The organism is Mycobacterium sp. Panama NTM2 (assembly GCF_054355555.1).
Genome location: NZ_CM135953.1, coordinates 4,293,636 through 4,316,508, shown reverse-complemented (window position 1 = coordinate 4,316,508; position 22,873 = coordinate 4,293,636). Strand labels below are relative to the sequence as shown.

General features: G+C 68.8%; 21 protein-coding genes and 1 tRNA gene. 6 read left to right on the top strand and 16 right to left on the bottom strand.

Annotation, left to right across the window (positions count from 1 at the left end; translation table 11 throughout):
* Positions 1-58: 58 nt before the first annotated feature.
* Genes ACXYX3_RS20620 through ACXYX3_RS20610 form a run of 3 tightly spaced genes read left to right on the top strand, consistent with a single transcriptional unit; the run spans position 59 to position 2,949 of the window.
* Positions 59-1,015 carry an ATP-binding cassette domain-containing protein gene (locus ACXYX3_RS20620; RefSeq protein WP_458608825.1) on the top strand — a complete coding sequence of 319 codons (957 nt, stop codon included), beginning with the start codon at positions 59-61 and terminating at the stop codon, positions 1,013-1,015.
* Entirely contained in the window at positions 1,012-1,863 is an 852-nt protein-coding gene (locus ACXYX3_RS20615; RefSeq protein ID WP_458608823.1) for an ABC transporter permease, read from the top strand. The genes ACXYX3_RS20620 and ACXYX3_RS20615 overlap by 4 nt, the downstream gene beginning before the upstream one ends.
* Before the next feature lie 36 nt (positions 1,864-1,899).
* Positions 1,900-2,949 (top strand): epoxyqueuosine reductase, encoded by a 1,050-nt coding sequence (locus ACXYX3_RS20610; protein WP_458608822.1) that lies wholly within the window; start codon positions 1,900-1,902, stop codon positions 2,947-2,949.
* Here the strand turns inward: ACXYX3_RS20610 and pth are convergent.
* The 11 genes from pth to ACXYX3_RS20555 form a co-directional block, all read right to left on the bottom strand.
* Complete coding sequence (gene pth / locus ACXYX3_RS20605) at positions 2,946-3,524, bottom strand: aminoacyl-tRNA hydrolase (protein ID WP_241207285.1); 579 nt, start codon at positions 3,522-3,524, stop codon at positions 2,946-2,948. The two genes, ACXYX3_RS20610 and pth, sit on opposite strands and share 4 nt — an antisense overlap.
* 8 nt (positions 3,525-3,532) lie before the next feature.
* Positions 3,533-4,198, bottom strand: a complete 666-nt coding sequence (locus ACXYX3_RS20600; protein ID WP_458608821.1) for a 50S ribosomal protein L25/general stress protein Ctc — start codon at positions 4,196-4,198, stop codon at positions 3,533-3,535.
* A gap of 133 nt (positions 4,199-4,331) precedes the next feature.
* Complete coding sequence (locus ACXYX3_RS20595; RefSeq protein WP_458608820.1) at positions 4,332-5,201, bottom strand: oxidoreductase; 870 nt, start codon at positions 5,199-5,201, stop codon at positions 4,332-4,334.
* 21 nt (positions 5,202-5,222) lie between these two features.
* Positions 5,223-5,894 carry an LpqN/LpqT family lipoprotein gene (locus ACXYX3_RS20590; RefSeq protein ID WP_458608819.1) on the bottom strand — a complete coding sequence of 224 codons (672 nt, stop codon included), beginning with the start codon at positions 5,892-5,894 and terminating at the stop codon, positions 5,223-5,225.
* Positions 5,891-6,232: an arsenate reductase (glutaredoxin) gene (gene arsC / locus ACXYX3_RS20585; RefSeq protein ID WP_458608818.1), complete on the bottom strand. Its 342-nt coding sequence runs from the start codon at positions 6,230-6,232 to the stop codon at positions 5,891-5,893. Before arsC ends, ACXYX3_RS20590 begins: the two co-directional genes overlap by 4 nt.
* Entirely contained in the window at positions 6,229-7,209 is a 981-nt protein-coding gene (locus tag ACXYX3_RS20580) for a ribose-phosphate diphosphokinase (protein WP_241207280.1), read from the bottom strand. The genes arsC and ACXYX3_RS20580 overlap by 4 nt, the downstream gene beginning before the upstream one ends.
* 104 nt (positions 7,210-7,313) lie before the next feature.
* Positions 7,314-8,768: a bifunctional UDP-N-acetylglucosamine diphosphorylase/glucosamine-1-phosphate N-acetyltransferase GlmU gene (glmU, locus tag ACXYX3_RS20575; RefSeq protein WP_241207279.1), complete on the bottom strand. Its 1,455-nt coding sequence runs from the start codon at positions 8,766-8,768 to the stop codon at positions 7,314-7,316.
* A 94-nt stretch (positions 8,769-8,862) separates the two neighbouring features.
* Positions 8,863-8,934: transfer RNA gene (locus ACXYX3_RS20570), tRNA-Gln, on the bottom strand.
* A gap of 25 nt (positions 8,935-8,959) precedes the next feature.
* On the bottom strand, positions 8,960-9,409 hold the full coding sequence (locus tag ACXYX3_RS20565; RefSeq protein ID WP_458608817.1) for a GreA/GreB family elongation factor: 450 nt from the start codon (positions 9,407-9,409) through the stop codon (positions 8,960-8,962).
* Between the two features lie 70 nt (positions 9,410-9,479).
* Positions 9,480-10,736, bottom strand: a complete 1,257-nt coding sequence (locus ACXYX3_RS20560) for an NAD(P)/FAD-dependent oxidoreductase (protein ID WP_458608816.1) — start codon at positions 10,734-10,736, stop codon at positions 9,480-9,482.
* A 114-nt stretch (positions 10,737-10,850) separates the two neighbouring features.
* On the bottom strand, positions 10,851-12,368 hold the full coding sequence (locus tag ACXYX3_RS20555; RefSeq protein ID WP_458608815.1) for a PucR family transcriptional regulator: 1,518 nt from the start codon (positions 12,366-12,368) through the stop codon (positions 10,851-10,853).
* Between the two features lie 87 nt (positions 12,369-12,455).
* On the opposite strand from ACXYX3_RS20555, the gene ACXYX3_RS20550 reads away from it, so the two are divergent.
* From ACXYX3_RS20550 to ACXYX3_RS20540, 3 genes are all read left to right on the top strand, one after another.
* Positions 12,456-13,049 (top strand): TetR/AcrR family transcriptional regulator, encoded by a 594-nt coding sequence (locus tag ACXYX3_RS20550; RefSeq protein ID WP_458612162.1) that lies wholly within the window; start codon positions 12,456-12,458, stop codon positions 13,047-13,049.
* 63 nt (positions 13,050-13,112) lie between these two features.
* Entirely contained in the window at positions 13,113-16,751 is a 3,639-nt protein-coding gene (gene mfd, locus ACXYX3_RS20545) for a transcription-repair coupling factor (RefSeq protein ID WP_458608814.1), read from the top strand.
* Positions 16,748-17,743, top strand: coding sequence for a nucleoside triphosphate pyrophosphohydrolase (locus ACXYX3_RS20540; protein WP_458608813.1), 996 nt, complete (start codon positions 16,748-16,750; stop codon positions 17,741-17,743). The genes mfd and ACXYX3_RS20540 overlap by 4 nt, the downstream gene beginning before the upstream one ends.
* A 24-nt stretch (positions 17,744-17,767) precedes the next feature.
* Here the strand turns inward: ACXYX3_RS20540 and ACXYX3_RS20535 are convergent, their stop codons facing one another.
* From ACXYX3_RS20535 to efeU, 5 genes are all read right to left on the bottom strand, one after another.
* Entirely contained in the window at positions 17,768-18,676 is a 909-nt protein-coding gene (locus tag ACXYX3_RS20535; protein ID WP_458608812.1) for an SDR family NAD(P)-dependent oxidoreductase, read from the bottom strand.
* Complete coding sequence (locus ACXYX3_RS20530) at positions 18,673-19,302, bottom strand: TetR/AcrR family transcriptional regulator (protein WP_458608811.1); 630 nt, start codon at positions 19,300-19,302, stop codon at positions 18,673-18,675. Before ACXYX3_RS20530 ends, ACXYX3_RS20535 begins: the two co-directional genes overlap by 4 nt.
* A gap of 160 nt (positions 19,303-19,462) precedes the next feature.
* Entirely contained in the window at positions 19,463-20,773 is a 1,311-nt protein-coding gene (gene efeB, locus ACXYX3_RS20525; RefSeq protein ID WP_458608810.1) for an iron uptake transporter deferrochelatase/peroxidase subunit, read from the bottom strand.
* Positions 20,754-21,911 (bottom strand): iron uptake system protein EfeO, encoded by a 1,158-nt coding sequence (gene efeO / locus ACXYX3_RS20520; protein WP_458608809.1) that lies wholly within the window; start codon positions 21,909-21,911, stop codon positions 20,754-20,756. The genes efeB and efeO overlap by 20 nt, the downstream gene beginning before the upstream one ends.
* Positions 21,908-22,831 carry an iron uptake transporter permease EfeU gene (efeU, locus tag ACXYX3_RS20515; protein WP_458612161.1) on the bottom strand — a complete coding sequence of 308 codons (924 nt, stop codon included), beginning with the start codon at positions 22,829-22,831 and terminating at the stop codon, positions 21,908-21,910. Before efeU ends, efeO begins: the two co-directional genes overlap by 4 nt.
* Positions 22,832-22,873 lie beyond the last annotated feature (42 nt).

The window sequence follows — 22,873 nt, the reverse complement described above, 5'->3', positions numbered from 1 at the left end:
CGACAGCGCGCGACAAAAGCATTCGCCGGATGTCGGCCCCCGCGGATACCGTCGGGGAATGGATTCGGCCATCGAAGCCGTCGAGCTGGTGAAGCGCTTCGGCGAGAACACCGCTGTCGGAGGTGTCAGCTTCACCGTTCCTCCGGGAACGGTCCTCGGTCTGCTCGGCCCCAACGGCGCGGGCAAGACCACCACGGTGCGGATGATGACGACGCTGACCGAGCCCACCAGCGGCACGGCGCGCGTCGCGGGGTTCGACGTCCGCACTCACCCTGATCAGGTGCGCCGCCACATGGGCCTCACCGGACAGGTGGCCACCGTCGACGAGTTGCTGACCGGTCGGGAGAACATCCGGATGATCGGCGGCCTCTACGGCATTCGTCGCAAGGCCCTCGAGAAGCTCGGCGACCAACTGCTGCAGCAGTTTTCGCTCGATGACGCCGGCGACCGGGTGGTCAAGTCCTACTCGGGCGGGATGCGCCGTCGCCTCGACCTGGCGGTCAGCCTGCTCGCCTCGCCGCCCGTGCTGTTCCTCGACGAGCCGACCACCGGACTGGACCCCCGCAGCCGCAGCGAATTGTGGGACGTGCTGCGGGAGTTGGTCGCCGGCGGCACCACGCTGCTGCTGACCACGCAGTATCTGGAAGAGGCCGACCAACTGGCCGACAACATCGTGGTGATCGACCGCGGCCGCATCATCGCCGAGGGCTCCCCGTTGAAGCTCAAGCAGCAGGCGGGTCGTGCCAGCCTGGTCATCACCGTCGGGGATGCCGGGGACTTACCTGCCGCGCAGGAACTGTTGCAGCGGACAGGCGCCGAGGTCCACGTCGACGCGGGCGCTCGCCGGTTGACGGCCTCGGCGGACGGGCTGGACGACATGATCGCCGTCGCCGGATGGCTGCGGGACAGCGGCATCGCCGTCGACGACATCGGCTTGTCGCGGCCGAGCCTGGACGACGTGTTCCTCAGCCTGACCGGCCACCGTACCGACGACACCGAGGAGGTCGGCGCATGACCGCGTTGGACACGCACCGCCCGAAGACCATCGCCGCCGCGGTGGCGACGCTCCCCACCAACATCGTGCAACAGTCATGGATCATGGTGAAGCGCAACATGATCCACACCAAGCGGATGCCCGAGATGTTGACCGACGTCACCGCGCAGCCCATCATGTTCGTCCTGTTGTTCGCGTTCGTGTTCGGGGCGTCGATCACCAACACCGGCGGCGCCTCGTACCGGGAGTTCCTGCTGCCCGGGATTCAAGCCCAGACCATCGTGTTCTCGGCGTTCGTCGTCGCGTCGGGCATCACGGCCGACGTCGAGAAGGGCATCATCGACCGCTTCCGCTCGCTGCCCATCTCGCGGTCCTCGGTACTTATCGGGCGCAGCATCGCGAGCCTGATGCACTCGTCGCTCGGTGTGGTGGTGATGGCGCTGACGGGCCTGGCCATCGGTTGGCGCATCCGCGGCAGCATCGCCGAGGCGGTGTTGGCTTTCGCGCTGATCCTGGTCTTCGGCTTCGGCATGATCTGGTTCGGCATCCTGGTCGGGTCGCTGATGCGCACGGTCGAGGCGGTCAACGGCGTGATGTTCACCGTGCTGTTCCCCGTGACGTTCCTGGCCAACACCTTCGTCCCGACCGAGCCGATGCCGCACTGGTTGCGTGTCATCGCCGAGTGGAATCCCGTGTCGTCACTGGCACAGGCCATGCGCGAACTGTGGGGCAACGGCGGACCGGCCGCTCCGGATGCCCAACTGCCGCTGCATCATCCGGTGCTCGCGACGATCCTCTGGTCGCTGGCGCTGACCGCGGTCTTCGCGCCGTTCGCCCTGGCTGCCTACCGGCGCCGCACCACGGACTGACCCCACCACCGCTGGGTATTGGGTACGATACCCAGCATGGTGCAGAAGTTGCCGGCCCGGCTCGCCGCACACCCGACCGTGCGCGCGGTGCAACAGCGTTCGTCACAGCCTCCCGGCGTCATCGACGCCGAGTGGTTGCGCGCGGTCTGCCGGGAAGCCGGTGTCGACGACGTGGGCTTCGCCCGTGTCGACAACCCGGCGCTGGCGAGCGAGGTCGAGTACGTCGAGGCGGCGCTGCCGGGGGCCGTCAGCTATGTGTCGCTGGTGGTGAAGATGAACCGCGACAACGTCCGCTCGACCGCCCGCAGCGTCGCCAACCAGGAATTCCACCGCAGCGGCGAGATCATGAACGAGGCCGCCCATCGCATCACCCGCGCGCTGCAGGATGCCGGCCATCGGGTGGTCAACCCGTCGGCGACCTTCCCGATGGAGATGGACCGCTATCCGGGGCGCATCTGGGTGGTGGCGCACAAGCCAGTTGCGGTCGCCGCCGGCATGGGGGTGATGGGCATCCATCGCAACGTGATCCATCCCCGCTTCGGCAACTTCATTCTGCTCGGCACCATCCTGGTTGCCGGCGACATCTCCGCCTACGATGCGCCGCTGGACTATTCGCCGTGCCTCGAGTGCAAGCTGTGTGTGGCGGCCTGCCCGGTCGGGGCGATCAAGAAAGACGGCGGGTTCGACTTCTTCGCCTGCTCGGTGCACAACTACCGCGAATTCATGGGCGGCTTCACCGACTGGGTGGAGACCGTCGCCGACAGCGCGGACGGCGGCGACTTCCGTTCCCGCGTCACCGATTCCGAGAATGCCTCGATGTGGCAGAGTCTCTCGTTCAAGGCGAACTACAAGGCTGCCTACTGCCTGGCGGTGTGCCCGGCGGGCGAGGAGGTCATCGAGCCCTACCTCGACGACCGCAGGGCGTTCATGGACCTGGTGCTGAAACCGTTGCAGGACAAGCAGGAAACGCTCTACGTCTTGCCGGGTTCGGCGGCCGAGGACCATGCGCTCAAGCGGTTTCCGCACAAGCCGGTGAAGCACGTCGGCAGTGGCATCCAGGGAATCCGGAGCGTGCGCGGCGATTAAGCCCAGGCGTGTACGACGTTCTGCGCCGGTTCGAGGCCCTGCGCGATCAGCAGTTCGACTGCATCGGCGGCCTGCTCGCAGATCACCCCCACCTCGGGCCGCTCGCGGGCAGCGAACGGTTCCAAGACGAACGACGCCCCGGACTGCCGGCCCGGCGGCTTGCCGATGCCGACCCGCACCCGGTGGAAGTCGTTGGTGCTCAACGCCGCACCGACCGACCGCAGGCCGTTGTGACCTGCCACGCCGCCACCGTACTTGAGCCGGATTCGGCCGAAGTCGATGTCGAGCTCGTCGTGCACGATGATGACATCGCGTGCGGGCACCGAGTAGAACTTGGCCAGCGGGCCGACCTGGCGCCCGGATTCGTTCATGTAGACCCGCGGCTTGGCCAGCACCACCGGGCGGCCGGCAAGCCGCCCGGTGGCCACGTCGGCCCCGGATTTCTTGTGCACCTTGAACGTCTCGCCGATGCGGTCGGCGAGAATGTCCAGGACGAGGAAACCGAGGTTGTGCCGGGTCAGGGCGTACTGCGGACCCGGGTTGCCCAGGCCGACCACCAGCAGGGGTTCGGCCACGTCGGTGACTACTCGGAGTCGCCGTCGGCAGGCGCGTCGTCAGCGCCCTCGGCCCCGGTCTCGGCCTCTTCGGCCTGCTCCTCGAGCGACTCACCGCCGCCTTCGGCCTCGAGCTCTTCCTCGCTGGGCGCGGTGATGACGTTGACGACGAGTAGCTCGGGATCGGACACCAGCGTCACACCCGAGGGCAGCTCCACCTGGCCGGCGAGCACCTGGGTGCCCTCCTGGGCGTCCTCGATCGAGACGGTGAGCTGCTGCGGGATCGACAGTGCGTCGGCCTCGATCTCGATGACCGCCTGCTCCTGGGTGACCAGCGTGCCGGGTGCGGCCTCGCCTTCGACGACGATGCTGACCTCGACCGTCACCTTCTCTCCGCGACGCACGACCAACAGGTCGGCGTGCTGGATGTTGCGACGGATCGGGTGGATCTCCAGCGACTTGGTCAGGGCCAGCTGTTCCTTGCCGGCGATGTCGAGGGTGAGCACGGCGTTGGTGCCTGCGTTGCGCAGCACGGCGGCGAAGTCGTGGCCGTCGAGCTCGAGATGTTGCGGCTCGGTGCCGTGGCCGTAGAGCACCACCGGCACCCGGCCTTCGCGGCGGGCGCGGCGGGATGCGCCCTTGCCGGTGGTGGTGCGGACCGCAGCGGTCAGATTGTTCGGGGCGTTCTTCGCCATGTTCGGTGCTCCTGTGCCAGTAGTCGGACACGGCCAGGGCGACACGAACTGCAGATGCTCGGTCCCGTCGATAACGGCGGTCACAATGACCACCCTCGCCGTGATGCGTCCACCAGGGTAGCCCAGCACCGGGCTAGAGCGGAAATTCCACCCCGGTGAGCTGCTCGGACAGCGTCCACAGGTCGGCGGCTTTCGCGCGGTTGCGGGCCAGCGGGGTGCGCGAGTGGGCGCCGGTGCGGCCACGCAGGGAGAACCGCGGGCCGATGAACGTGTCGCCTGGCAGGTCCTCAGCGACGGCGTAGAGCGTCTGCCGCGCGCCGAAGTCCGCATCGGTGGCGAAGAACGCGTTGCCCGCGTCCGTGATGCGGCTGCCGAGCCGACTGCCGGTCTGGCCCTGGAGATTGGTCGCGGAGTAACCGGGATGCGCGGCCAGGGCCCGGACCGGGGAACCGGCGGCGGTGAGTCTGCGCTGCAACTCGCTGGTGAACAGCAGATTCGCCAGCTTCGACGCGCCGTACGCGGGCCAGGCGAGGTAGGGCCGGGACTTCCAATTCAGATCGGACAGGCTGAGGTAGCCGAACACGTGCATGAACGACGACACCGTGACCACTCGGTCGGTGAGCCGAGGCAGCAGCAGGTTGGTCAATGCGAAATGGCCCAGGTGGTTGGTGCCGATCTGGCTCTCGAATCCGTCGACGGTCAGCGCGTAGGGCACGGCCATGATCCCGGCGTTGTTGACGAGCACGTCGGCTCCCGAGACGCCGTCGGCGAACGCCTTGATCGATGACAGATCCTGCAGATCCAGTCGGCGTACCTCGACGTCGCCGGACATCGTCGCCGCGGCGTCACGGCCCTTGTCGACGTTGCGCACGGCGAGGATGGTGCGGGCGCCGGCGTGGGCGAGTTCTCGGGCGGTCACCAGGCCCAGCCCGCTGTTGGCGCCGGTCACGATCACGGTGCGGCCGGCGAAGGAGGGCAGGTCGGCCGCTGTCCAGTCGCTCATGGCATCACTGTAAAGAGGCCCTCAGCGCGTTGGCGGGGTGGGCACCTTCACCGTGAAGCCCTTGATCACGGCTTCGATGTCGCCGGCCTCTTCGGCCGCTTTGTCGGCGAATCCCGTCACGGTGAACTGGATCAGGTAGCGCTGCTTCTTGGGGGCGGCACCGGTGGCGATGACGATGCGGTTGTAGCTGTGCATCCGGGCGCCGTTGAGGTCGTAGCTACCTTCGATCATCGACGACGGGAAGCCGTCGAAATCGGCTGTGGAGGCGTTGAGTTCGCGGAAGTTCTGGCTCATCTGCGCATCGACGTTGGCGTGGGTGAGCGCCTCGGCGATGTTGAAGTCGCCGGTCAGCTCGAACATGATCAGCATCGCGGTCGGATAGGTGTCGCCCTTGACGATCATCCGGGTTCCGGGTGAGAGGTTGGTGTTCTGGTACGGATGCCAGCCGGGTGGGGTCGGTATCGTCACCGTCAGGTCGGTCACCTTGTTGTAGGCGACGGGTTGGCCGGTGACCCTGGCCTGTTCGAGGAATGCGGCGATGGGGACCGGCGCCCCAGAAGGGTTCGCCGCCTGCGGCGACGGGCTGGGCACGCTCGTCGTCGACCAGACCGCCTGGTAGTCGGGTGCTTCCGGGGAACACGCGGCCAAAGTCAGCGCTGCAGCGGCCGCTGCGAACACGTGCCGCGCGCTCACAGGATCTCGCGAACGCGCTCCAGGGGCCGGGCCAGCCGGGTGCCCTTGCCGGTGACGACGAACGGCCGCTCGATCAGGATCGGGTGTTCGACCATCGCGTCGAGCAACTCGTCGTCGGACGCCGAGGCCAGCCCGAGTTGGGCGTAGAGCGATTCCCGGGTCCGCACGGCCGCGCGCACGTCGATGCCGGCGTCGGCGATCATCGCTTTCAGCTCGCTGCGCGACGGCGGGTTCTTCAGGTAGAGCACCACCTCGGGTTCGGCCCCGCTCTCGCGCAGCATGTCCAGCACCTTGCGCGATGTCGTGCAGCGCGGATTGTGCAGGATGCGCGCGCTCATGCCGATCCGTCGAAAAGCCCTGTCACCGAGCCGTTCTCGAACACCGCGCGAATCGTGTTGGCCAGCAGCGGCGCGATGGACAGCACGGTCAGCTGCGGAAACATCTTGTCCTCGCCGATCGGCAGCGTGTTGGTCACTATGACCTCGCGGGCTCCGCTGTCGGCCAGTCTTTCCCGCGCCGGATCGGACAGCACACCGTGGGTGGCGGCGATGATCACGTCGCCCGCACCGTCCTGCTTGAGCAGCTTGACCGCCCCGGCGATGGTGCCGCCGGTGTCGATCATGTCGTCGGTCAGGATGCAGGTCTTGCCCTTGACGTCGCCGACCACCCGGTTCGACTTCACCTGGTTGGGCACCAGCGGGTCGCGGGTCTTGTGAATGAAGGCCAGCGGGACACCGCCCAGACTGTCGGCCCACTTCTCGGCGACGCGCACGCGGCCCGAGTCGGGGGAGACGACGACCATGTCGTGATCGGCGTAGTTCTCGCTGATGTAGCCGCACAGCAGCTTCTGCGCCCGCATGTGGTCGACCGGGCCGTCGAAGAAGCCCTGGATCTGATCGGTGTGCAGATCGACGGTGACGATCCGGTCGGCGCCGGCCGTCTTGTACAGGTCGGCGACCAGGCGCGCGGAGATGGGCTCCCGGCCGCGGTGCTTCTTGTCCTGCCGCGCATAGGGATAGAAGGGCAGGATCGCGGTGATCCGCTTGGCGCTGCCACGCTTGAGCGCGTCGATCATGATCAGCTGTTCCATCAGCCACGTGTTCAGCGGCGCGGGATGGCTCTGCAGGACGAAGGCGTCGCTGCCGCGTACCGACTCGTCGAACCGGACGAAGATCTCACCGTTGGCGAAATCGCGTGCGGTCTGCGCGGTGACGGGAACGTCGAGTTCCTTGGCGACCTGCTCGGCGAGTTCGGGGTGCGCCCGACCCGAGAAGAGCATCAGGTTCTTGCGGTTGTCGGTCCAGTCGTGGCTCACGGGCTGCCCTCGGCTTCTCGCAGTCGATTCTCGGGCCATCGTACGTAGCGGGGATGCTCACACGTCGGCGGGTTACCAGAATGCCAATAAACGGCGACGAAACGCTACTCGCCGGTAGCTTGCCCTGCCTGGCGCGCCGCGGCGGCCGCCTGCGCGGCGGCACTGCCGGGCCGTTTCCGTTCCACCCAGCCCTCGATCGTGCGCTGCGGTCCGGCGGACACTGCGAGCGCGCCGGGGGGCACGTCCTCGCGCACCACGGTGCCCGCGCCGGTGTACGCGCCGTCGCCGATGGTGACGGGGGCGACGAACATCGTGTCGGACCCGGTGCGGACGTGGGAGCCGATCGTCGTCCGGCTCTTGGTCTCGCCGTTGTAGTTGACGAACACGCTGGATGCGCCGATGTTGCTGTGCTCGCCGATGTCCGCGTCGCCGACATACGTCAGGTGCGGCACCTTCGTCCCGGTGCCGATCGTCGCGTTCTTGGCTTCGACGAAGGCGCCCAGCTTGCCGTCGTCGCCGAGGACGGTGCCGGGGCGCAGGTAGGTGAACGGTCCGACGGCCGCGTCGACGCCGATGACCGACTCCGAGCCGTGGGTGCGCACCACGGATGCGCCGTCGCCGACGGTGACGTCGGTCAATGTGGTGTCGGGCCCGATCTCACACCGCGCGCCGATGGCGGTCGCACCCAGCAATTGGGTGCCGGGGCGGACCACGGCGTCGCGTCCGATCGTCACGTCGACGTCGATCCACGTGGTGGCCGGATCGACGACGGTCACCCCGTTGCGCTGGTGGGCCGCGACGACGCGACGGTTCAATTCCGCGCCGAGCGCGGCCAGCTGAACGCGGTCGTTGACGCCGGCCACCAGCGCAGCATCATCGATGTGCTGGCCGAGGACGGGCAGTCCGTCGCCGCGCACGATCGCGAACACGTCGGTGATGTAGAGCTCGTGCTGGGCGTTGTCGGAGCGCAACCGGCTCAGCGCCGAGCGCAGCTCTTCCGCGTCGAACGCGTACACCCCGGCGTTGACCTCGTGGATCGCGCGTTGCGCCGGGGTGGCGTCGGCCTGCTCGACGATGCCGATCACCTCGCCGTCCTGCGTGCGCAGAATGCGGCCGTAGCCGGTGGCGTCGGCGAGGGTGGTCGTCAGCACCGACGCCGCGGCGCCGGCCGCGATGTGGGCGGCGATCAGCGCGTCGAGCGTTGCGGAGTTCAGCAGCGGCACGTCGCCGGAGGTGACGACCACGACGCCGGTGAAATCCTCGGGCAGTGCCGAGAGCCCGCAGCCGACGGCATGGCCCGTACCGCGCTGCTCTTCCTGCACGGCGATCTCGACCCGGCGGCCGAGGGTCTCGCCGATCTGCAGTGCGGCCGGGGCCACGCGCTCCCGATCCTTGCCGACGATCGTCACCAGGTGCGTCGGTTCCACGCCGGCGACAGCGTGCAGGGCGTGGGCCAGCATGCTGCGCCCGCCGAGGGTGTGCAGCACCTTGGGGGTGTCGGACTTCATCCGGGTGCCGGCTCCCGCGGCGAGGATGAGGACGGCTGCGTCACGCGTCATCGCGGCTCCTGCCTGTCGACTGTGCAGGTTCATCCGGGACACGCCGGGTGCGCCGTATCAGTTCGCACGCTCGCGGCGGCGAGCTCTCGTGACGCTCCGTCGCCAGGACTCGAACCTGAACTATCTGAACCAAAATCAGAGGTGCTGCCGATTACACCACGACGGACCGGTGACGAGATACGCGTGCGACTTTAGCCCATGGCGTGGTGGTGCAGACCGAACGGAACAGCCGCCAGCAGGGTGACGGACGCGGTGCGGCCCGTCGGCAGTCGATACGTGCGGCGGCTGCCCGGTGTGGCTCCGAGCAGCGCGCTGCCCAGCGGCGACGCCGCGGTGTAGACGTCGAGCTCGTCGTCGGTCGCGCCGAGGGTGCCCAGGAGAAAGGTCTCCGTCTCGTCCGAGTCGTCGAAGCGGACAGTGAGGACCATGCCCGGCTCGGCGACGCCGTCGTCGGGCGGAGACCCGGTGTCGACGGATCGGCTGAGCAGTTCGTGGATGTCGCGGATGCGCTGTTTGCGGGCCAGCCAGGCGTCGACGACGTCGCCGGTGCGGTCGGTGCCCGTACGTGGCACGGTCAGCAGCTCGGCCAGCTCGGCTTCCAGCGCGGTGCGGGCGTGCGGGGTCATCCAGACGGTGGTCATGAGGGGTCCTTTCGAGAGGGCTCGTCGTCAGGGGCGGGTCACGGCACCGCCCCTGACGACCTGGGGTGAGTCAGCGTCTGCGCAGCGGATCGAAGGCCCGCGCAACCTCGGGCACCTTGCCGGTGACGATCTGTTCGGCGAGGAGACGTCCGGTGGCGGGGCCGTGCGCGAGCCCCCACATGCCGTGCCCGCCCGCCACGAACACCCCGCGCTCGAGCTGACCGATCAGCGGAATGCCGTCGTCGGTGACCGGCCGCGGGCCCACCCACACGTCGGTGCGCTCATGCCAGCGGACGCCGTCGAGCAGCGGTGCGGCGGCGGCGACGATCGCGTTCACCCGCGGCATCGACGGCGGCTCGTCCGGGCGGCGGAACTCCATCGTCCCGGCGACACGCAGCCCGCCGCGGTACGGCGTGCACGCCACCCGCGCCTCGGGCAGGTAGATGGGCCCCGGCAGAGGCCGCTCCACCGGCACCGTGAACGAGTAGCCGCGCCCGGCCTGCAGCGCCACCCGCACCCGGCGACCCGTCAGCGCCGGAAGCCAGGCGCCGGCCGCGACAACCGCGGCGTCGGCGCGCAGGGGCTCGGCATCGCGCAGACGCACCTGCACCCCGCCGCCGTCGGGGGAGACGCCGACGACCATCCCGGTGTGCACCGTCGCGCCCCGCTCGGTGACTGCCCGGCCGAGCGCGGTGGTGAAGCGGCCGGGGTCGACGAAGCGCTGGCCGGAGATGTCGACGACGGTCGCGACGGTCGGCGCCGCCAGCGGAACCCGCTCGCGCAGAGCGGGCCCGGTCAGCACCTCGACGGCCGTCGGTCGATCACCCAGCCAGGTGCGCAGCTCGCGGCCGAATGCGGCCGCGAGCTCGGCGTCGCGGAACGCCACCGAGATCGGCGTATCGGTGACCGGCGCGTCGACGCCGTTGGCCACCAGCACGTCGAACGTCTCGATCGCCTCGTCGTTGAGCACCGCGCCGGCCTGCGCGGCACGCTGGAACGAGCCCGGACGGCAGTGCGCGGCGAACCGCATCAAGAAGCGTGCCAGCGCGGTGTCCGCCCGCAGCGGGATGTGCAGCGGAGCCGCCGGGTCGGTCAGTGCGTGCAATCCTTCGCGCAGCACGGACGGCGAGTTCAGCGGCGTGGTCAGGGCCGGTGAGACCCAGCCGGCGTTACCCCACGACGCGCCCGCGGCCACCCCGCTGCGGTCGACCACCGTCACGTCGACGCCCCGCTCCTGCAGGAACCATGCCGTCGACAGGCCGACGATGCCCGCACCGACGACCACGACAGATCGGGGACCGCCGTCCATCCCTGATCTGGCCCACATGACACCCTCCTCGTTCGATGACCGACGACTCCATGGTCGGACGGGAACGGTGGCGAGGTGTTGTGCCGATGCGACAACAGGGCGGTGCCGGATTGTCGGTCTGGGACAAGACGGTCAGTCGCGCACGGCGAGTTCGATCATCATCGCGAATCGTTTCTCGGCGTCGTCGAGGTGCAGATCGGTCAGCTCCGCCATCCGCCGCATGCGGTAGCGGACGGTGTTCTCGTGCACGCCCAGCCGCGCCGCGGTGCGGGCCGGATCGCCGCGCTCCTGCAGCCAGGTCCGCAACGTCGCCTCGTAGGAAGTGCCCTGCGTCGCGTCGTGGGCCCGCAGTTCGGCGACCGCCCCCCGGTGCGGGTTGCGGCCGGCGCCCGCGGCCGATCGCAGACGCTGCAGCACGACGTCGTTCCACGATTCGTCGTAGGCGGGTGCGACGGCGGCGCCGGTGCTCTCCTGCAGCGCGAGGCACTCGTCCGCCTCGTTGCGTGCGGCAGTCAGATCGCCGACGGCCGCCGGTGCGCTGATGCCGGCCTGCACGCGAAGCTGCGGCGGCAGCGCGGTGACCAGTGCCTCCACCCATGCCCGGGCGACCGCCGCCTCGTCGGCGGCCAGCACGGTGTAGACGGTGGTGGCAGCGAGTGCGCTGCGCGACGGGCGGGACCAGCCGAAGCCGGCGGTCGCCTGCTCGAAGGCCTGCAGAAGCGCCGTGTGCCGATGCCCGCGCTCGTGCGCGCGCAGCGCGACGACCCGCAGTTCCGCCGGCGGAAGCCCGAGGCGGCTGGCCAGCGTCGGGGCGTCCGGTGTGCCGTCGAGCAACCGGAGCACCAGCTCGGACTCGACCTGACGTTCCAGATCCGCGCTGGCGCGTGAACGCAACAGGTGCAGAGCCACCGTGTGCGCCCCGTCGGTGAGGGCGCGGCGCCGTGCTCCCGTCAGCGGCTCGGGGCAGGCCACCCACACCGAGCCGAGCAGGTCCCGGCCCGAGCGCACCGCCACCACCATGCGGCCTGTTCGTCCGGTCGCGGGGTCGGCGGGGACGAACATCGGCTCGTCGGAGCTCGACAGGTGCGCGAACACACCGTGGTCGGCGAAGATCTCCCGCACATCGGCCGACGCCTGCCGGGTCAGGATCGTCGCGACGCGCGGCGGATCGGCGTCGCGCTGATCCCGGGAGAACGCCAGCACCTGCGAGCGGCGGTCCTCGATCACCACGGCGCCACCCACCGCGGCGGCCAGGCTGTCGGCCACTGCGAACAGGTCGGTCGGCCCACGCCCCGACTCCGTCTCCCGGCCTTCCAACACGAGGCCGTAGACGATCGCGGCGACGTCGCTCCACGGCACCGCCGGATCGACCACCAGCACCGCAAGGCCGTCGGTGTCGTCGTAACCCGTGGTGTCGTCGGGGTCGGGGCGGGTGAGCACGGCGACGGCGCCTGCGGCCCTGGCCCACCCCACTGCGTCGCCGCCCGACGCGGCGCCCACGGCGAGCAGCACGTCGCCGGGCACGGTGCGGCCTTCGACGGTCTCGGGCAGCACGACGCTGCGCAGTTCGCTCGAACGGTCCGCCGAGCCGGTCTGCCACCGCACGCCGTAGCCGCCGAGGACGTTGATCAGCCGATCCAGCGTGATCACGGAGCTTGACGGTACGCCGGGGTGGCGCGGTTTACCCTGAACGGCGTGCCAGCTCCCGACAAGGATGTCCGCGCCCCACGCGCCCGGATGACCGGCAGTGAGCGTCGCCAGCAGCTGATCGAGATCGCGAAGTCGCTGTTCGCCGAGCGCGGTTTCGACGGCACCTCGATCGAGGAGATCGCGCTGCGGGCCAACGTCTCCAAACCCGTGGTGTACGAGCACTTCGGCGGCAAGGAAGGCCTCTACGCCGTCGTGGTGGACCGCGAGATGTCGGCGCTGCTCGACGGCATCACGTCGTCGCTGACCAACAACCGGTCCCGCGTGCGCCTGGAGCGGGTCGCATTGGCGCTGCTGACCTACGTCGAGGAGCACACCGACGGGTTCCGCATCCTCATCCGCGATTCGCCGGCCAGCATCACCGCGGGCACCTACTCGACGCTGCTCAACGACGCCGTCAACCAGGTGTCGTCGATCCTGGCCGGGGATTTCTCCCGCCGCGGCCTCGACCCGGACCTGGCGCCGCTGTACGCGCAGGCGCTCGTCGGGTCGGTGTCGATGTCTGCGCAGTGGTGGCTCGACACCCGCGAGCCCAAGAAGGAAGTGGTGGCCGCGCATCTGGTGAACCTGATGTGGAACGGGCTCACCCATCTCGAGGCCGACCCGCAACTGCGGGCCGAGTAGCCCGCCTTCTCGGGTTCGGCCGGTTCGGCCATCGCGCCGTCGGGGCCTACGATGGAACTCATCATGACCGTATCGGGGACCCTTCATGTCCACACCCCGATCGCGGGCCTCGTCGAGCTGGCACTGCGCGACCCCTCTCTGCAGGACGTCACGCGCCGCGCCGCCGACCGGCCCGCTGATCTCGATATCGTCGGCCCGGCCAGCGCGCGCCTGTTCGTCGCCGCCGCACTCGCCCAGGCCGGCCCCGTGCTGGCCGTCACCGCGACCGGACGGGAAGCCGACGACCTGACCGCCGAGCTCACAGGCGTGTTCGGCGATGCGGTCGCGATGTTCCCGTCGTGGGAGACACTGCCGCACGAGCGGCTCTCACCCGGCGTCGACACCGTCGGCGCCCGGATGATGGTGCTGCGCCGGCTCACCCATCCCGACGACGAGCGGCTCGGTCCGCCGCTGCGGGTACTGGTGACGACGGCCCGTTCGCTGCTGCAGCCGATGGCGCCCGACCTGGCCGCCGTCGAGCCCGTCACGTTGACCGTCGGTGAGGACTCCGACTTCGACGGCACCGTCGCGCGGTTGGTCGATCTGGCCTACACCCGCGTGGACATGGTCGCCAAGCGCGGCGAGTTCGCCGTGCGCGGCGGCATCCTCGACCTGTTCCCGCCGACGGCCGAGCATCCCGTGCGCATCGAGTTCTGGGGCGACGAGGTCTCGGAGATGCGCATGTTCGCCGTGGCCGATCAGCGCTCCATTCCCGAGATCGACGTTTCCACCGTGATCGCCGTGCCGTGCCGGGAGGTGCTGCTGACGGCGGAGGTGCGCGAGCGGGCCGCGGCGCTGTCCGCCGAGCATCCGGTGATGGAGAACGGCGTGCCGGGCAGCGTGCCCGACATGCTGGCCAAGCTCTCCGAGGGAATCCCCGTCGACGGGATGGAGGCGCTGCTTCCGCTGCTGAAGCCGGTCGGCCTGGTGACGCTGCCCTCGCTGCTGCCCGCGGGCACGCCGCTGCTGATCTGCGATCCGGAAAAGGTGCGCAGCCGCGCCGCCGATCTGATCAAGACGGGGCGCGAGTTCCTGGAGGCGTCGTGGTCGACGGCCGCCGTGGGCGGTGACGCGCCGATCGACGTGGAGGCGCTGGGCGCGTCGGGTTTCGTCCCGTTCGACGAGAGCCGTGACGCAGCGCGCGCGGCCGGGCACCCGTGGTGGACGTTGAGCCAGCTCGACAGCGGCGCCGACGAGCCGGTACGCCTCGACATCCGGCCGGCGCCGTCCGCGCGGGGCCAACGGCACAACGTCAGCGAGATCTTCGCGATGCTGCGCGCCCACGTCGCCACGGGCGGATACGGCGTCGTCGTCACGCCGGGCACCGGCACCTGCATGCGGGTGGTCGAGCAGCTCGGCGAGGCCGACACGGCGGCAACGATTCTCGAGCCCGGCGCGGTGCCGCGCGAAGGCGTCGTCGGGGTGATGAAGGGCCCGCTGCACGACGGTGTCGTGATGCCGGGCGCGAACCTGGTGGTGATCACCGAAGCCGACCTGACGGGCAACCGGGTCGCGGCCACCGAGGGCAAGAAGCTGGCGGCCAAGCGGCGCAACGTCGTCGACCCGCTGGCGCTGACCGCAGGTGACCTGGTGGTGCACGATCAGCACGGCATCGGCCGGTTCGTCGAGATGACCGAGCGGGTGGTGGGCGGCGCCCGGCGCGAATACCTGGTGCTCGAGTACGCCTCGGCCAAACGCGGTGGCGGGTCGGACCGGCTCTACGTGCCGATGGATTCGCTCGATCAGTTGTCGCGCTACGTCGGCGGCGAGGCGCCCACGCTGTCCAAACTCGGCGGCAGCGACTGGGCGAACACGAAAACCAAAGCGCGCCGGGCGGTTCGGGAGATCGCGGCCGAGCTTGTGACGCTGTACGCCAAGCGGCAGGCGTCGCCCGGTCACGCGTTCGCGCCGGACACCCCCTGGCAGCTCGAGATGGAAGACGCGTTCGGTTTCACCGAGACGATGGATCAGCTGACCGCGATCACCGAGGTGAAGTCGGACATGGAGAAGCCCGTCCCGATGGACCGGGTGATCTGCGGCGACGTCGGCTACGGCAAGACCGAGATCGCCGTGCGCGCGGCGTTCAAAGCGGTGCAGGACGGTAAGCAGGTCGCGGTCCTGGTGCCGACGACGCTGCTGGCCGATCAGCACCTGCAGACGTTCAGCGCACGCATGGCGGGCTTCCCTGTCACGGTGAAAGGCTTGTCGCGCTTTACCTCCGGCTCGGAATCGAAGGCCGTGATGGAGGGGATGAAGGACGGCTCGGTCGACATCGTGATCGGCACCCACCGACTCCTGCAGACCGGCGTGACGTGGAAGGACCTCGGCCTCGTCATCGTCGACGAGGAGCAGCGCTTCGGCGTCGAGCACAAGGAGCACATCAAGTCGATGCGCACCCACGTCGACGTGCTGACCATGAGCGCGACGCCGATTCCGCGCACGTTGGAGATGAGCCTGGCCGGCATCCGAGAGATGTCGACGATCCTGACCCCGCCTGAGGAACGCTATCCGGTGCTGACCTATGTCGGCCCGCACGACGACAAGCAGGTCGCCGCGGCGTTGCGCCGCGAGATGTTGCGCGACGGGCAGGCGTTTTACATCCACAACCGGGTGCGCTCGATCGATCAGGCCGCCGCGCGGGTGCGGCAGATGGTGCCCGAGGCGCGGGTGGTGGTCGCGCACGGGCAGATGCCCGAGGAGCAGCTCGAGAAGACGGTCGAGGGATTCTGGAACCGCGAGTTCGACATCCTGGTGTGCACGACGATCGTCGAGACGGGCCTGGACATCTCGAATGCCAACACGTTGATCGTCGAGCGGGCGGACACGTTCGGCCTGTCGCAGCTGCACCAGTTGCGCGGCCGTGTCGGGCGTTCCCGGGAGCGTGGCTACGCGTACTTCCTGTATCCGCCGGAGGTTCCGCTGACCGAGACGGCCTACGACCGGCTCGCGACGATCGCGCAGAACAACGATCTCGGTGCGGGCATGGCGGTCGCGATGAAGGATCTCGAGATTCGCGGCGCGGGCAACGTGCTGGGCGCCGAGCAGTCCGGCCATGTCGCGGGCGTGGGGTTCGACCTGTACGTGCGGCTCGTGGGCGAGGCCGTCGAGGCCTATCGCGCGGCGGCGGACGGGAAAACCGTTCTCGCACCGGAAGAGCCGAAGGAAGTGCGGATCGACCTGCCTGTCGACGCGCACCTGCCGCCGGACTACATCGGCAGTGACCGGCTGCGGCTCGAGGCGTATCGCCGGCTGGCCGCTGCCGCCGACGATGGGGCGGTCGACTCGGTGATCGAGGAGCTCGTCGACCGGTACGGCCCGCTGCCCGAGCCGGCTCATCTGCTGGTCGCGGTGGCCCGGTTACGGCTGCTGGCGCGGGCCTTCGGGGTGACCGAGATCGGGGCGCCGTCGGGGTCGACGGTGCGTATCGCGCCGCTGACGCTGCCGGATTCGGCGCAGTTGCGGCTCAAGCGGCTCTATTCCGGCGCCAATTACCGGGCCACCACGTCGACGGTGCAGGTGCCTATTCCGCGGGCCGGCAGTGGGGTGGGTGCGCCGCGCATCCGGGATCTCGAGCTGATCGCGTTCGTGGCAGGGTTGCTCGTGGCGATCGCGGGGGATGGGCAGGCCCCGGTCGACATCGCGAAGTTCGGAGGTGGCGCATGACGGTCGTCCTGGTGGACCCGCGCCGCCCGTCGCTGGTGCCGATCGAGGCCATCGACCTCCTGGCGGGCGACGTCCAGTACACCGAGGAGATGCCGGTCAAGGTGCCGTGGTCGCTGCCCTCGGCGCGGCCCGCCTACATCGGGGAGCCGGCGCCGACGCTGCTGTCGTCGGACCCCGAGCACCCGTCGGTCGCCGCGCGGATCGCCGCCGGGGAGCGGGTGATCGCCGCGCCGGACCCGCAGCCCGGTGAGCACCTCGTCGACGCGGTCGCGATGATGGACAAGCTGCGCACCGCCGGTCCGTGGGAAAGCGAGCAGACGCATGACTCGCTGCGGCGTTATCTCCTCGAAGAGACCTACGAGCTGTTCGACGCGGTGCACGGCGGTGACCTGACCGAGCTGCGTGACGAGCTCGGAGATGTGTTGCTGCAGGTCCTTTTCCACGCGCGCATCGCCGAGGATGCGCCGACCGACGCGTTCGGCATCGACGACGTCGCCGACGCGCTGGTGCGCAAGCTCGGCAACCGGGTGCCCGCGGTGCTGGCCGGCGAATCGATCTCGCTGGAGGATCAGCTGGCGCAGTGGGAGGCGCGCAAGGCGCTGGAGAAATCCACGCGCGAGTCCATCATGGACGACATTCCGACCGCACAGCCAGCATTGGCGCTCGCGCAGAAGGTGCTCGCCCGCGCCGAAGCCGCCGGCTTCCCCGCAGAGCTGGTGCCCGACGCGCTCACCTGGATCACCGTGAACCCCGAGTTCGACGCCGAGAACGCCTTGCGCACAGCGGTTCTGGAGTTCATGGAGGATGTGCGAGTCGCTGAGCGTGCAGCCGCGGCCGCCCGACGCGGAGACGACGTGGCCGAGGAGCTCGACGACAGCCCGCGCGGGGTGATCAGTGCCGACGAGTGGCGTGCCCATTGGCCGCATGAGGTGTTCGACGAGCCCGAGCCCCAGGACGCCCAAACCGACGAACGGGCGCAAGAAGTCGAGTAGATCTCGCCATATCGTCGAGTTCGATCACGCTCTCGCAGTGGCCACCAGGTGTTCGCTCGTCGCCCACAGGTCCAGCGCCTTGGCCGTGTCGTAGGAGTCCGCCGACGACCGGATCGGACGCGCGCCCTCGTAATAGGTTCCGGTGATGCCGTCGTAGCGCGCATCGTGCACCAGGGCCGCCAGTCGCTTGCCCGACGTCGTGGTGCTGTTGACGTTGGGTAGGACACGAAGAACTGGAAAGACATAGCGCCACAACAACTTCTGTGCAGGCGAGTACTCCCGCGCCAATCCCGATCCCGGCATCAAGCCGGGGTCGAACGCCGTCACGGTGACCCCGCGCGCGCCTTCGCCGAGCCTGCGATCGAGTTCGTAGGCGAACAGCATGTTGCACAGTTTCGACGTGGTGTACCGGCGACGCCCGTCCTTGTCGCCGGGGCTCCCCGGCCGTGCCAGCTCCGCGGCGCTGGTGTAGAGCGGATGGGGCATGCCGCCGGTGAACTTCGTCGGATCGTGAGTCCCGCTACTGACGACCACGATGCGCGCGGGCGCGACGAGCTGGTCGAGAAGGCCTGTGACGAGCGCGAAGTGGCCGAGATGGTTGACCCCGAATGTCATCTCCACTCCGTCGGCTGTGGTCTGACTGACGTCGACCACCTGCAGGCCGGCGTTGCAGACGATGGCATGAAGCGGGGGCACGTCGGCGTGGGTGAACGCATCGACGAACCCGTCGACCGATCGCAGCGAAGCGAGGTCGCAGGGCAGCACGGTGCAACGATCGGGCGCGCCGAGCTCGTCGACAGCGGCCGCTCCGCGTGCGGGGTCGCGCACCGCGAGCACCACATGCCAGGTCGGGTCATCGGCGAGGACGGCGCGGGCACATTCGAGGCCGAGCCCCGCGCTGGCGCCGGTGATGACGACGGATCGTGATGTCATGTCTCCTCCAAGAGAATGGGAATGAGGGCCTGCACGGCCTGGATCATGCGGACGTACATCCGGTCGACGTCCGTCGTCTCGTGTTCGAGGTGGTCGGCGAAGAACACCCCGTCGGATACCGCGGTGGCGAACGCGGCGAGTTCGTCGACGACGCGCTCGGCGCGCTCAGGCGCGACGCCGGCCGGGATCATCGGCGCGATCGCCTCGCGGAAGCCGGCGATGGCGGTGTCGCGCACCCTGCGGATGGCTGCGCCGACCGCGGGGTCGGTGTGTCGCTCGAGTGACAGCATGTAGGTCAGCCGCAGGAAATCCGGATGCTGCGCAAGGAGTTTCGCCGCCTCGGCGCGCCGCGTCTCGATGTCGGGATCGTCCGTCGAGCTCGGTTCACGCCGCGGCAGCTGCGCGAAGAAGCGATCGGCGCCGCGTTCCATGACGGCGGCCAGCACGCCCTCTTTGGAGCCGAAGTGCCAGTAGATGGAACTGGCGGGAAGTCCGCATTCCTTGCGGATGTGGCTGATCGACGTCGCTGCGTAGCCCTGCGTGGACATCAACCGTTCGGTGGCGTCGAGGATCTGTTCTCGGGAGTTGTCTCCCTGCTGCTGACGTTTGCTCTTCGTCGGTGCCACGTCGCCACTCCTCTGTAAGGATCGTTACAGACAGAGTAACGGCGACGACGTGGCCGTGCAATGGCCAACCTTGTGCCGAGATCGACGAAATGGCGGCGTGGTCTCGCGATTGTTCGCCCGTGTGTCGGTTTGGGCGAAAAGGTGGGGTGCGCGATCAGCGCTACTCGAACAGCGTCGAGCCCCAGAACGTCGAGGTGTCGCCCTCGCGGATTCCCGGCGGGCATGCGAACACCGCGGAGCTGGTCGGCGTGACGTATTCGTTCATCGCGTCGTTGCGCGAGATCGCGTTCTGCATCGGCACGAACTGCTTGACCGGGTCGCGCACGAACGCGATGAAGAACAGCCCCGCGTCGAGGTGGCCGAACCCGTCGGAGCCGTCGGTGAAGTTGTAGCCGCGGCGCAGGATCTCGATGCCGCCGAGGTTCTCCTTCGACGCGAGACGCACGTGCGCCTGCTCGTCGATCAGCGGCTTGTCCTTCTTGTCCGTCAGCGAGAAGTTCAGCTCGTCGAACTCGTCGTTGAGCCCCATCGGCGCGCCGCTGCCCTTCTGCCTGCCGATGACTCGTTCCTGCTCGAGCAGCGTGGTGCGGTCCCATTGCTCGATCCGCATCCTGATCCGCCGCGCCACCAGGTAGCTGCCGCCGGTCAGCCACGAGGGCCCGTCCCCGTCGCCGACCCAGACGAACTGGTTCAGCTTGTCGGTCTCGTCGGAGCGCAAGTTGGCTGTTCCGTCTTTGAAACCGAACAGGTTTCGCGGGGTGGACTGATCGCGGGTGGTCGACGAGGTCCGGCCGAACCCGAGCTGCGAGTAGCGCACCGCGACGGTGCCGAAGCCGATGCGGGCCAGGTTGCGGATCGCGTGGACGGCGACCTGCGGGTCGTTCGCACAGGCCTGCACGACGATGTCGCCACCGCTGCGGGCCGGATCGATCTTCTCGTTCGGGAACTTCGGCAGGTCGACCAGCTGCGCCGGCTTCTTGTCCGCGATGCGGAACCGGTCGACACCGTCTTTGAGAAAGAACGACGGTCCGAACCCGATCGTCAGCGTGAGCTGTGACGGGGGCAGGCCAAGCGCTTCGCCGGTGTCGGTCGGTGGGGAGTACGGATTCTGGCCCGTGGCACCGTTTTTGAACGCCTCCTCGCCCTGCGTCATCCGCTCGGCCATCTCGGTCCAGTCGGCCAGCATCTTGATGACGTCGTCGCGGCTGTTCGTCGTCACGTCGAACGTCGCGAAGTGCATGCGGTCCTGCGCCTCGGTGATGATCCCCGCCTGGTGCTCACCGCGGAAGGGCACTGCGGTGTCCAGGTGACCAGCGGGCTGGGCCGCCGAGGCCCGGCCGGCCAGCGCACCCGCGCCGGCCGCACCGACCACCGCGGCGCCGACTCCGGCCGCGCCGAACAGCTTGCGCCTGCTCAGCCCTTGGCGCGTCGAATCATTCGGGGCCACCGGATCATTGGGGTGCGATGACACCTTGCACCTGGCTCACCTCTTTGCTCAGCGCGTCGATCGCCCGGGACAGCTCCTGGCGCTGCGGTTCGGTCACGGTGTCGTAGCTGACGAAACCGTCGCCCTTGCGGTACTGCTCGAGCATCTTCTCCACATCGGCGAACCGCTCGTCCACACGCTTGCCCAGATCGGGGTTGCGCTCGTCGAGGATCGGCCGCACCGACGCGACCGCCGTCTGCGAACCCTGCAGGTTGGCGTTGAAGTCCCACAGGTCGGTGTGGCTGAAGATGTCCTCTTCGCCGCTGATCTTGCTGGTGGCGATCTCGTCGAGCAGGCCCTGCGCGCCGCCGGCGATCTGGGTCGAATCGATCGTGTAGTCGGGCGCCTTCACGCCGGCGTCGAGTTCTTTGACGTCGGCGACGAGCTGGTCGGCGATGGCGTTGGTGTCGGGCTGCAGGCCGCTGACCCACAGGTCCTTCTCCAGGCGGTGGAAGCCGGTCCATTTCTGTCCGGGCTCGAGATCGGCTTCGCGCAGATCGATGCGGGGGTCGAGGTCGTTGGGGAACGACTCGGCGACGGGTTCGATGCGTTCGTAGTACGTCCGCGCGACCGGGTACTGCGCCTTGGCCGCCTCGATGTCGCCCGCCTTGATCGCGGCGACGAACGATTCGACCGCCGGGATCAGCGCGTCGGTCTGGCTGTTGACGTAGCGCTTGTAGCTGTCGGCGGCCTCTTTGAACTTGCCTTCGGTGTCGATCTCGACGGCGTCGCCGGTGACGGTGTAGTCGGTGCGGATGCCGTCGCCGATCATGCCGGGCTTGCAGGCCGTCTGATAGGTGCCCGGCTGGGTGAGCTGCAAGATCAGCTTGCGCTGGAGGCCGGGGGAGATGTTCTCCACCTCGCCCATCACCCGCTCGCCTTCGCCGTAGACGTAGAACTCGGTGACCTTGTTGCCGTTGTTGGTGACGACGAAGGTGTTGGCGCCGGTCGTGCCCTCGGTGCCGGACAGCTCACAGGAGCTGTCGGAGGCGTCGACGGTGATCTGGGCCGGCGCGTCGGTGCCTTCGGCGGCGTTGGCCGGCTCCTCTTTGGCCTGGCAGCCACTCAGCGCCAGTGCGGCGACGGCCGTACCGAGAACGGCGACAGACGAGGAGACCTTCACGTGGTGGACCTTTCGGGGTCGGGGAGTGGGGATGTCGGGGCCGAGCGTGTCGGCGCCGGGGTGGGACGCAGGAACAGCACGAGGATCACGACGAGGTAGGCGAGCCAACCGCACAGCTGCAGCACCGTCGGGGTGGGGGTGACGTTGAAGACGCCCTGCACCACTTCGCCGTACCAGGAGGACCAGTTGAACCACGCGGTGATGTCGAACGCTTTGGTGCCCAGGCCGGGCAGCCAGCCGACGGTCTGCAGTGCGCCGATGCCGTAGGACAGGATTCCGGCGGCGACGACGATCAGGAACACACCGGTGTAGGTGAAGAACTTCGCGAGGTTGATGCTCAGGGCCCCGCGGTACATGCCGTAGGCGATGGCGCCGGCGATCAGCACGCCGACGATCAACCCGACCAGCGGCCAGTTCGTCGATGCTTCGGCGTATCCGACCATGAACAGCGCGGTCTCGACGCCTTCGCGACCGACTGCGAAGAAGGCGAGCAATGCGACGGCCAGCGGCCCCGTTTCCAGTGCTTGGGCCATGTCGTTGCGCAGCTCACCGGACATGCCCGCGGCCGCGCGACGCATCCAGAGCACCATCGTGGTGACGATGACGACCGCGATCACTGACGCCACGCCGGCGATGGCTTCGGCGGCCAGACCGGTGATCGTGTTCTCGCCGAACTGGATGACCAGGAACACGGTCACCGTCATCGCGATCGCGGCGCCCACCCCCAGCCACACCCATTTGAGTGCGTCGCGCCGGTCCGATTTGACCAGGAAGGCCACCAGGATCGACACGACGATCGCGGCTTCGAGGCCTTCCCGCAGCCCGATCAGTCCGCTACCGAACAGTTGGGAGGTGACGTTGGGCGAGGCCGCCAACGTAGCCGAGTGCATGGTGACCGTCAGATCGGTGCTCATGCTCATCGCGTAGTCCTCGTCGGTATTCAGTGTTGGCTTGCCAAACAT

Excerpts from the sequence above, each read along its gene's own strand:
- ACXYX3_RS20540 (WP_458608813.1), top strand. The coding sequence starts at position 16,748 with ATGACGGTCGTCCTGGTGGACCCGCGCCGCCCGTCGCTGGTGCCGATC.
- ACXYX3_RS20620 (WP_458608825.1), top strand. The coding sequence starts at position 59 with ATGGATTCGGCCATCGAAGCCGTCGAGCTGGTGAAGCGCTTCGGCGAG.
- ACXYX3_RS20560 (WP_458608816.1), bottom strand. The coding sequence starts at position 10,736 with ATGTGGGCCAGATCAGGGATGGACGGCGGTCCCCGATCTGTCGTGGTC.
- ACXYX3_RS20550 (WP_458612162.1), top strand. The coding sequence starts at position 12,456 with ATGACCGGCAGTGAGCGTCGCCAGCAGCTGATCGAGATCGCGAAGTCG.
- ACXYX3_RS20535 (WP_458608812.1), bottom strand. The coding sequence starts at position 18,676 with ATGACATCACGATCCGTCGTCATCACCGGCGCCAGCGCGGGGCTCGGC.
- ACXYX3_RS20565 (WP_458608817.1), bottom strand. The coding sequence starts at position 9,409 with ATGACCACCGTCTGGATGACCCCGCACGCCCGCACCGCGCTGGAAGCC.
- ACXYX3_RS20610 (WP_458608822.1), top strand. The coding sequence starts at position 1,900 with ATGGTGCAGAAGTTGCCGGCCCGGCTCGCCGCACACCCGACCGTGCGC.
- glmU (WP_241207279.1), bottom strand. The coding sequence starts at position 8,768 with ATGACGCGTGACGCAGCCGTCCTCATCCTCGCCGCGGGAGCCGGCACC.
- arsC (WP_458608818.1), bottom strand. The coding sequence starts at position 6,232 with ATGAGCGCGCGCATCCTGCACAATCCGCGCTGCACGACATCGCGCAAG.
- efeU (WP_458612161.1), bottom strand. The coding sequence starts at position 22,831 with ATGAGCATGAGCACCGATCTGACGGTCACCATGCACTCGGCTACGTTG.
- ACXYX3_RS20615 (WP_458608823.1), top strand. The coding sequence starts at position 1,012 with ATGACCGCGTTGGACACGCACCGCCCGAAGACCATCGCCGCCGCGGTG.
- ACXYX3_RS20595 (WP_458608820.1), bottom strand. The coding sequence starts at position 5,201 with ATGAGCGACTGGACAGCGGCCGACCTGCCCTCCTTCGCCGGCCGCACC.
- mfd (WP_458608814.1), top strand. The coding sequence starts at position 13,113 with ATGACCGTATCGGGGACCCTTCATGTCCACACCCCGATCGCGGGCCTC.
- ACXYX3_RS20600 (WP_458608821.1), bottom strand. The coding sequence starts at position 4,198 with ATGGCGAAGAACGCCCCGAACAATCTGACCGCTGCGGTCCGCACCACC.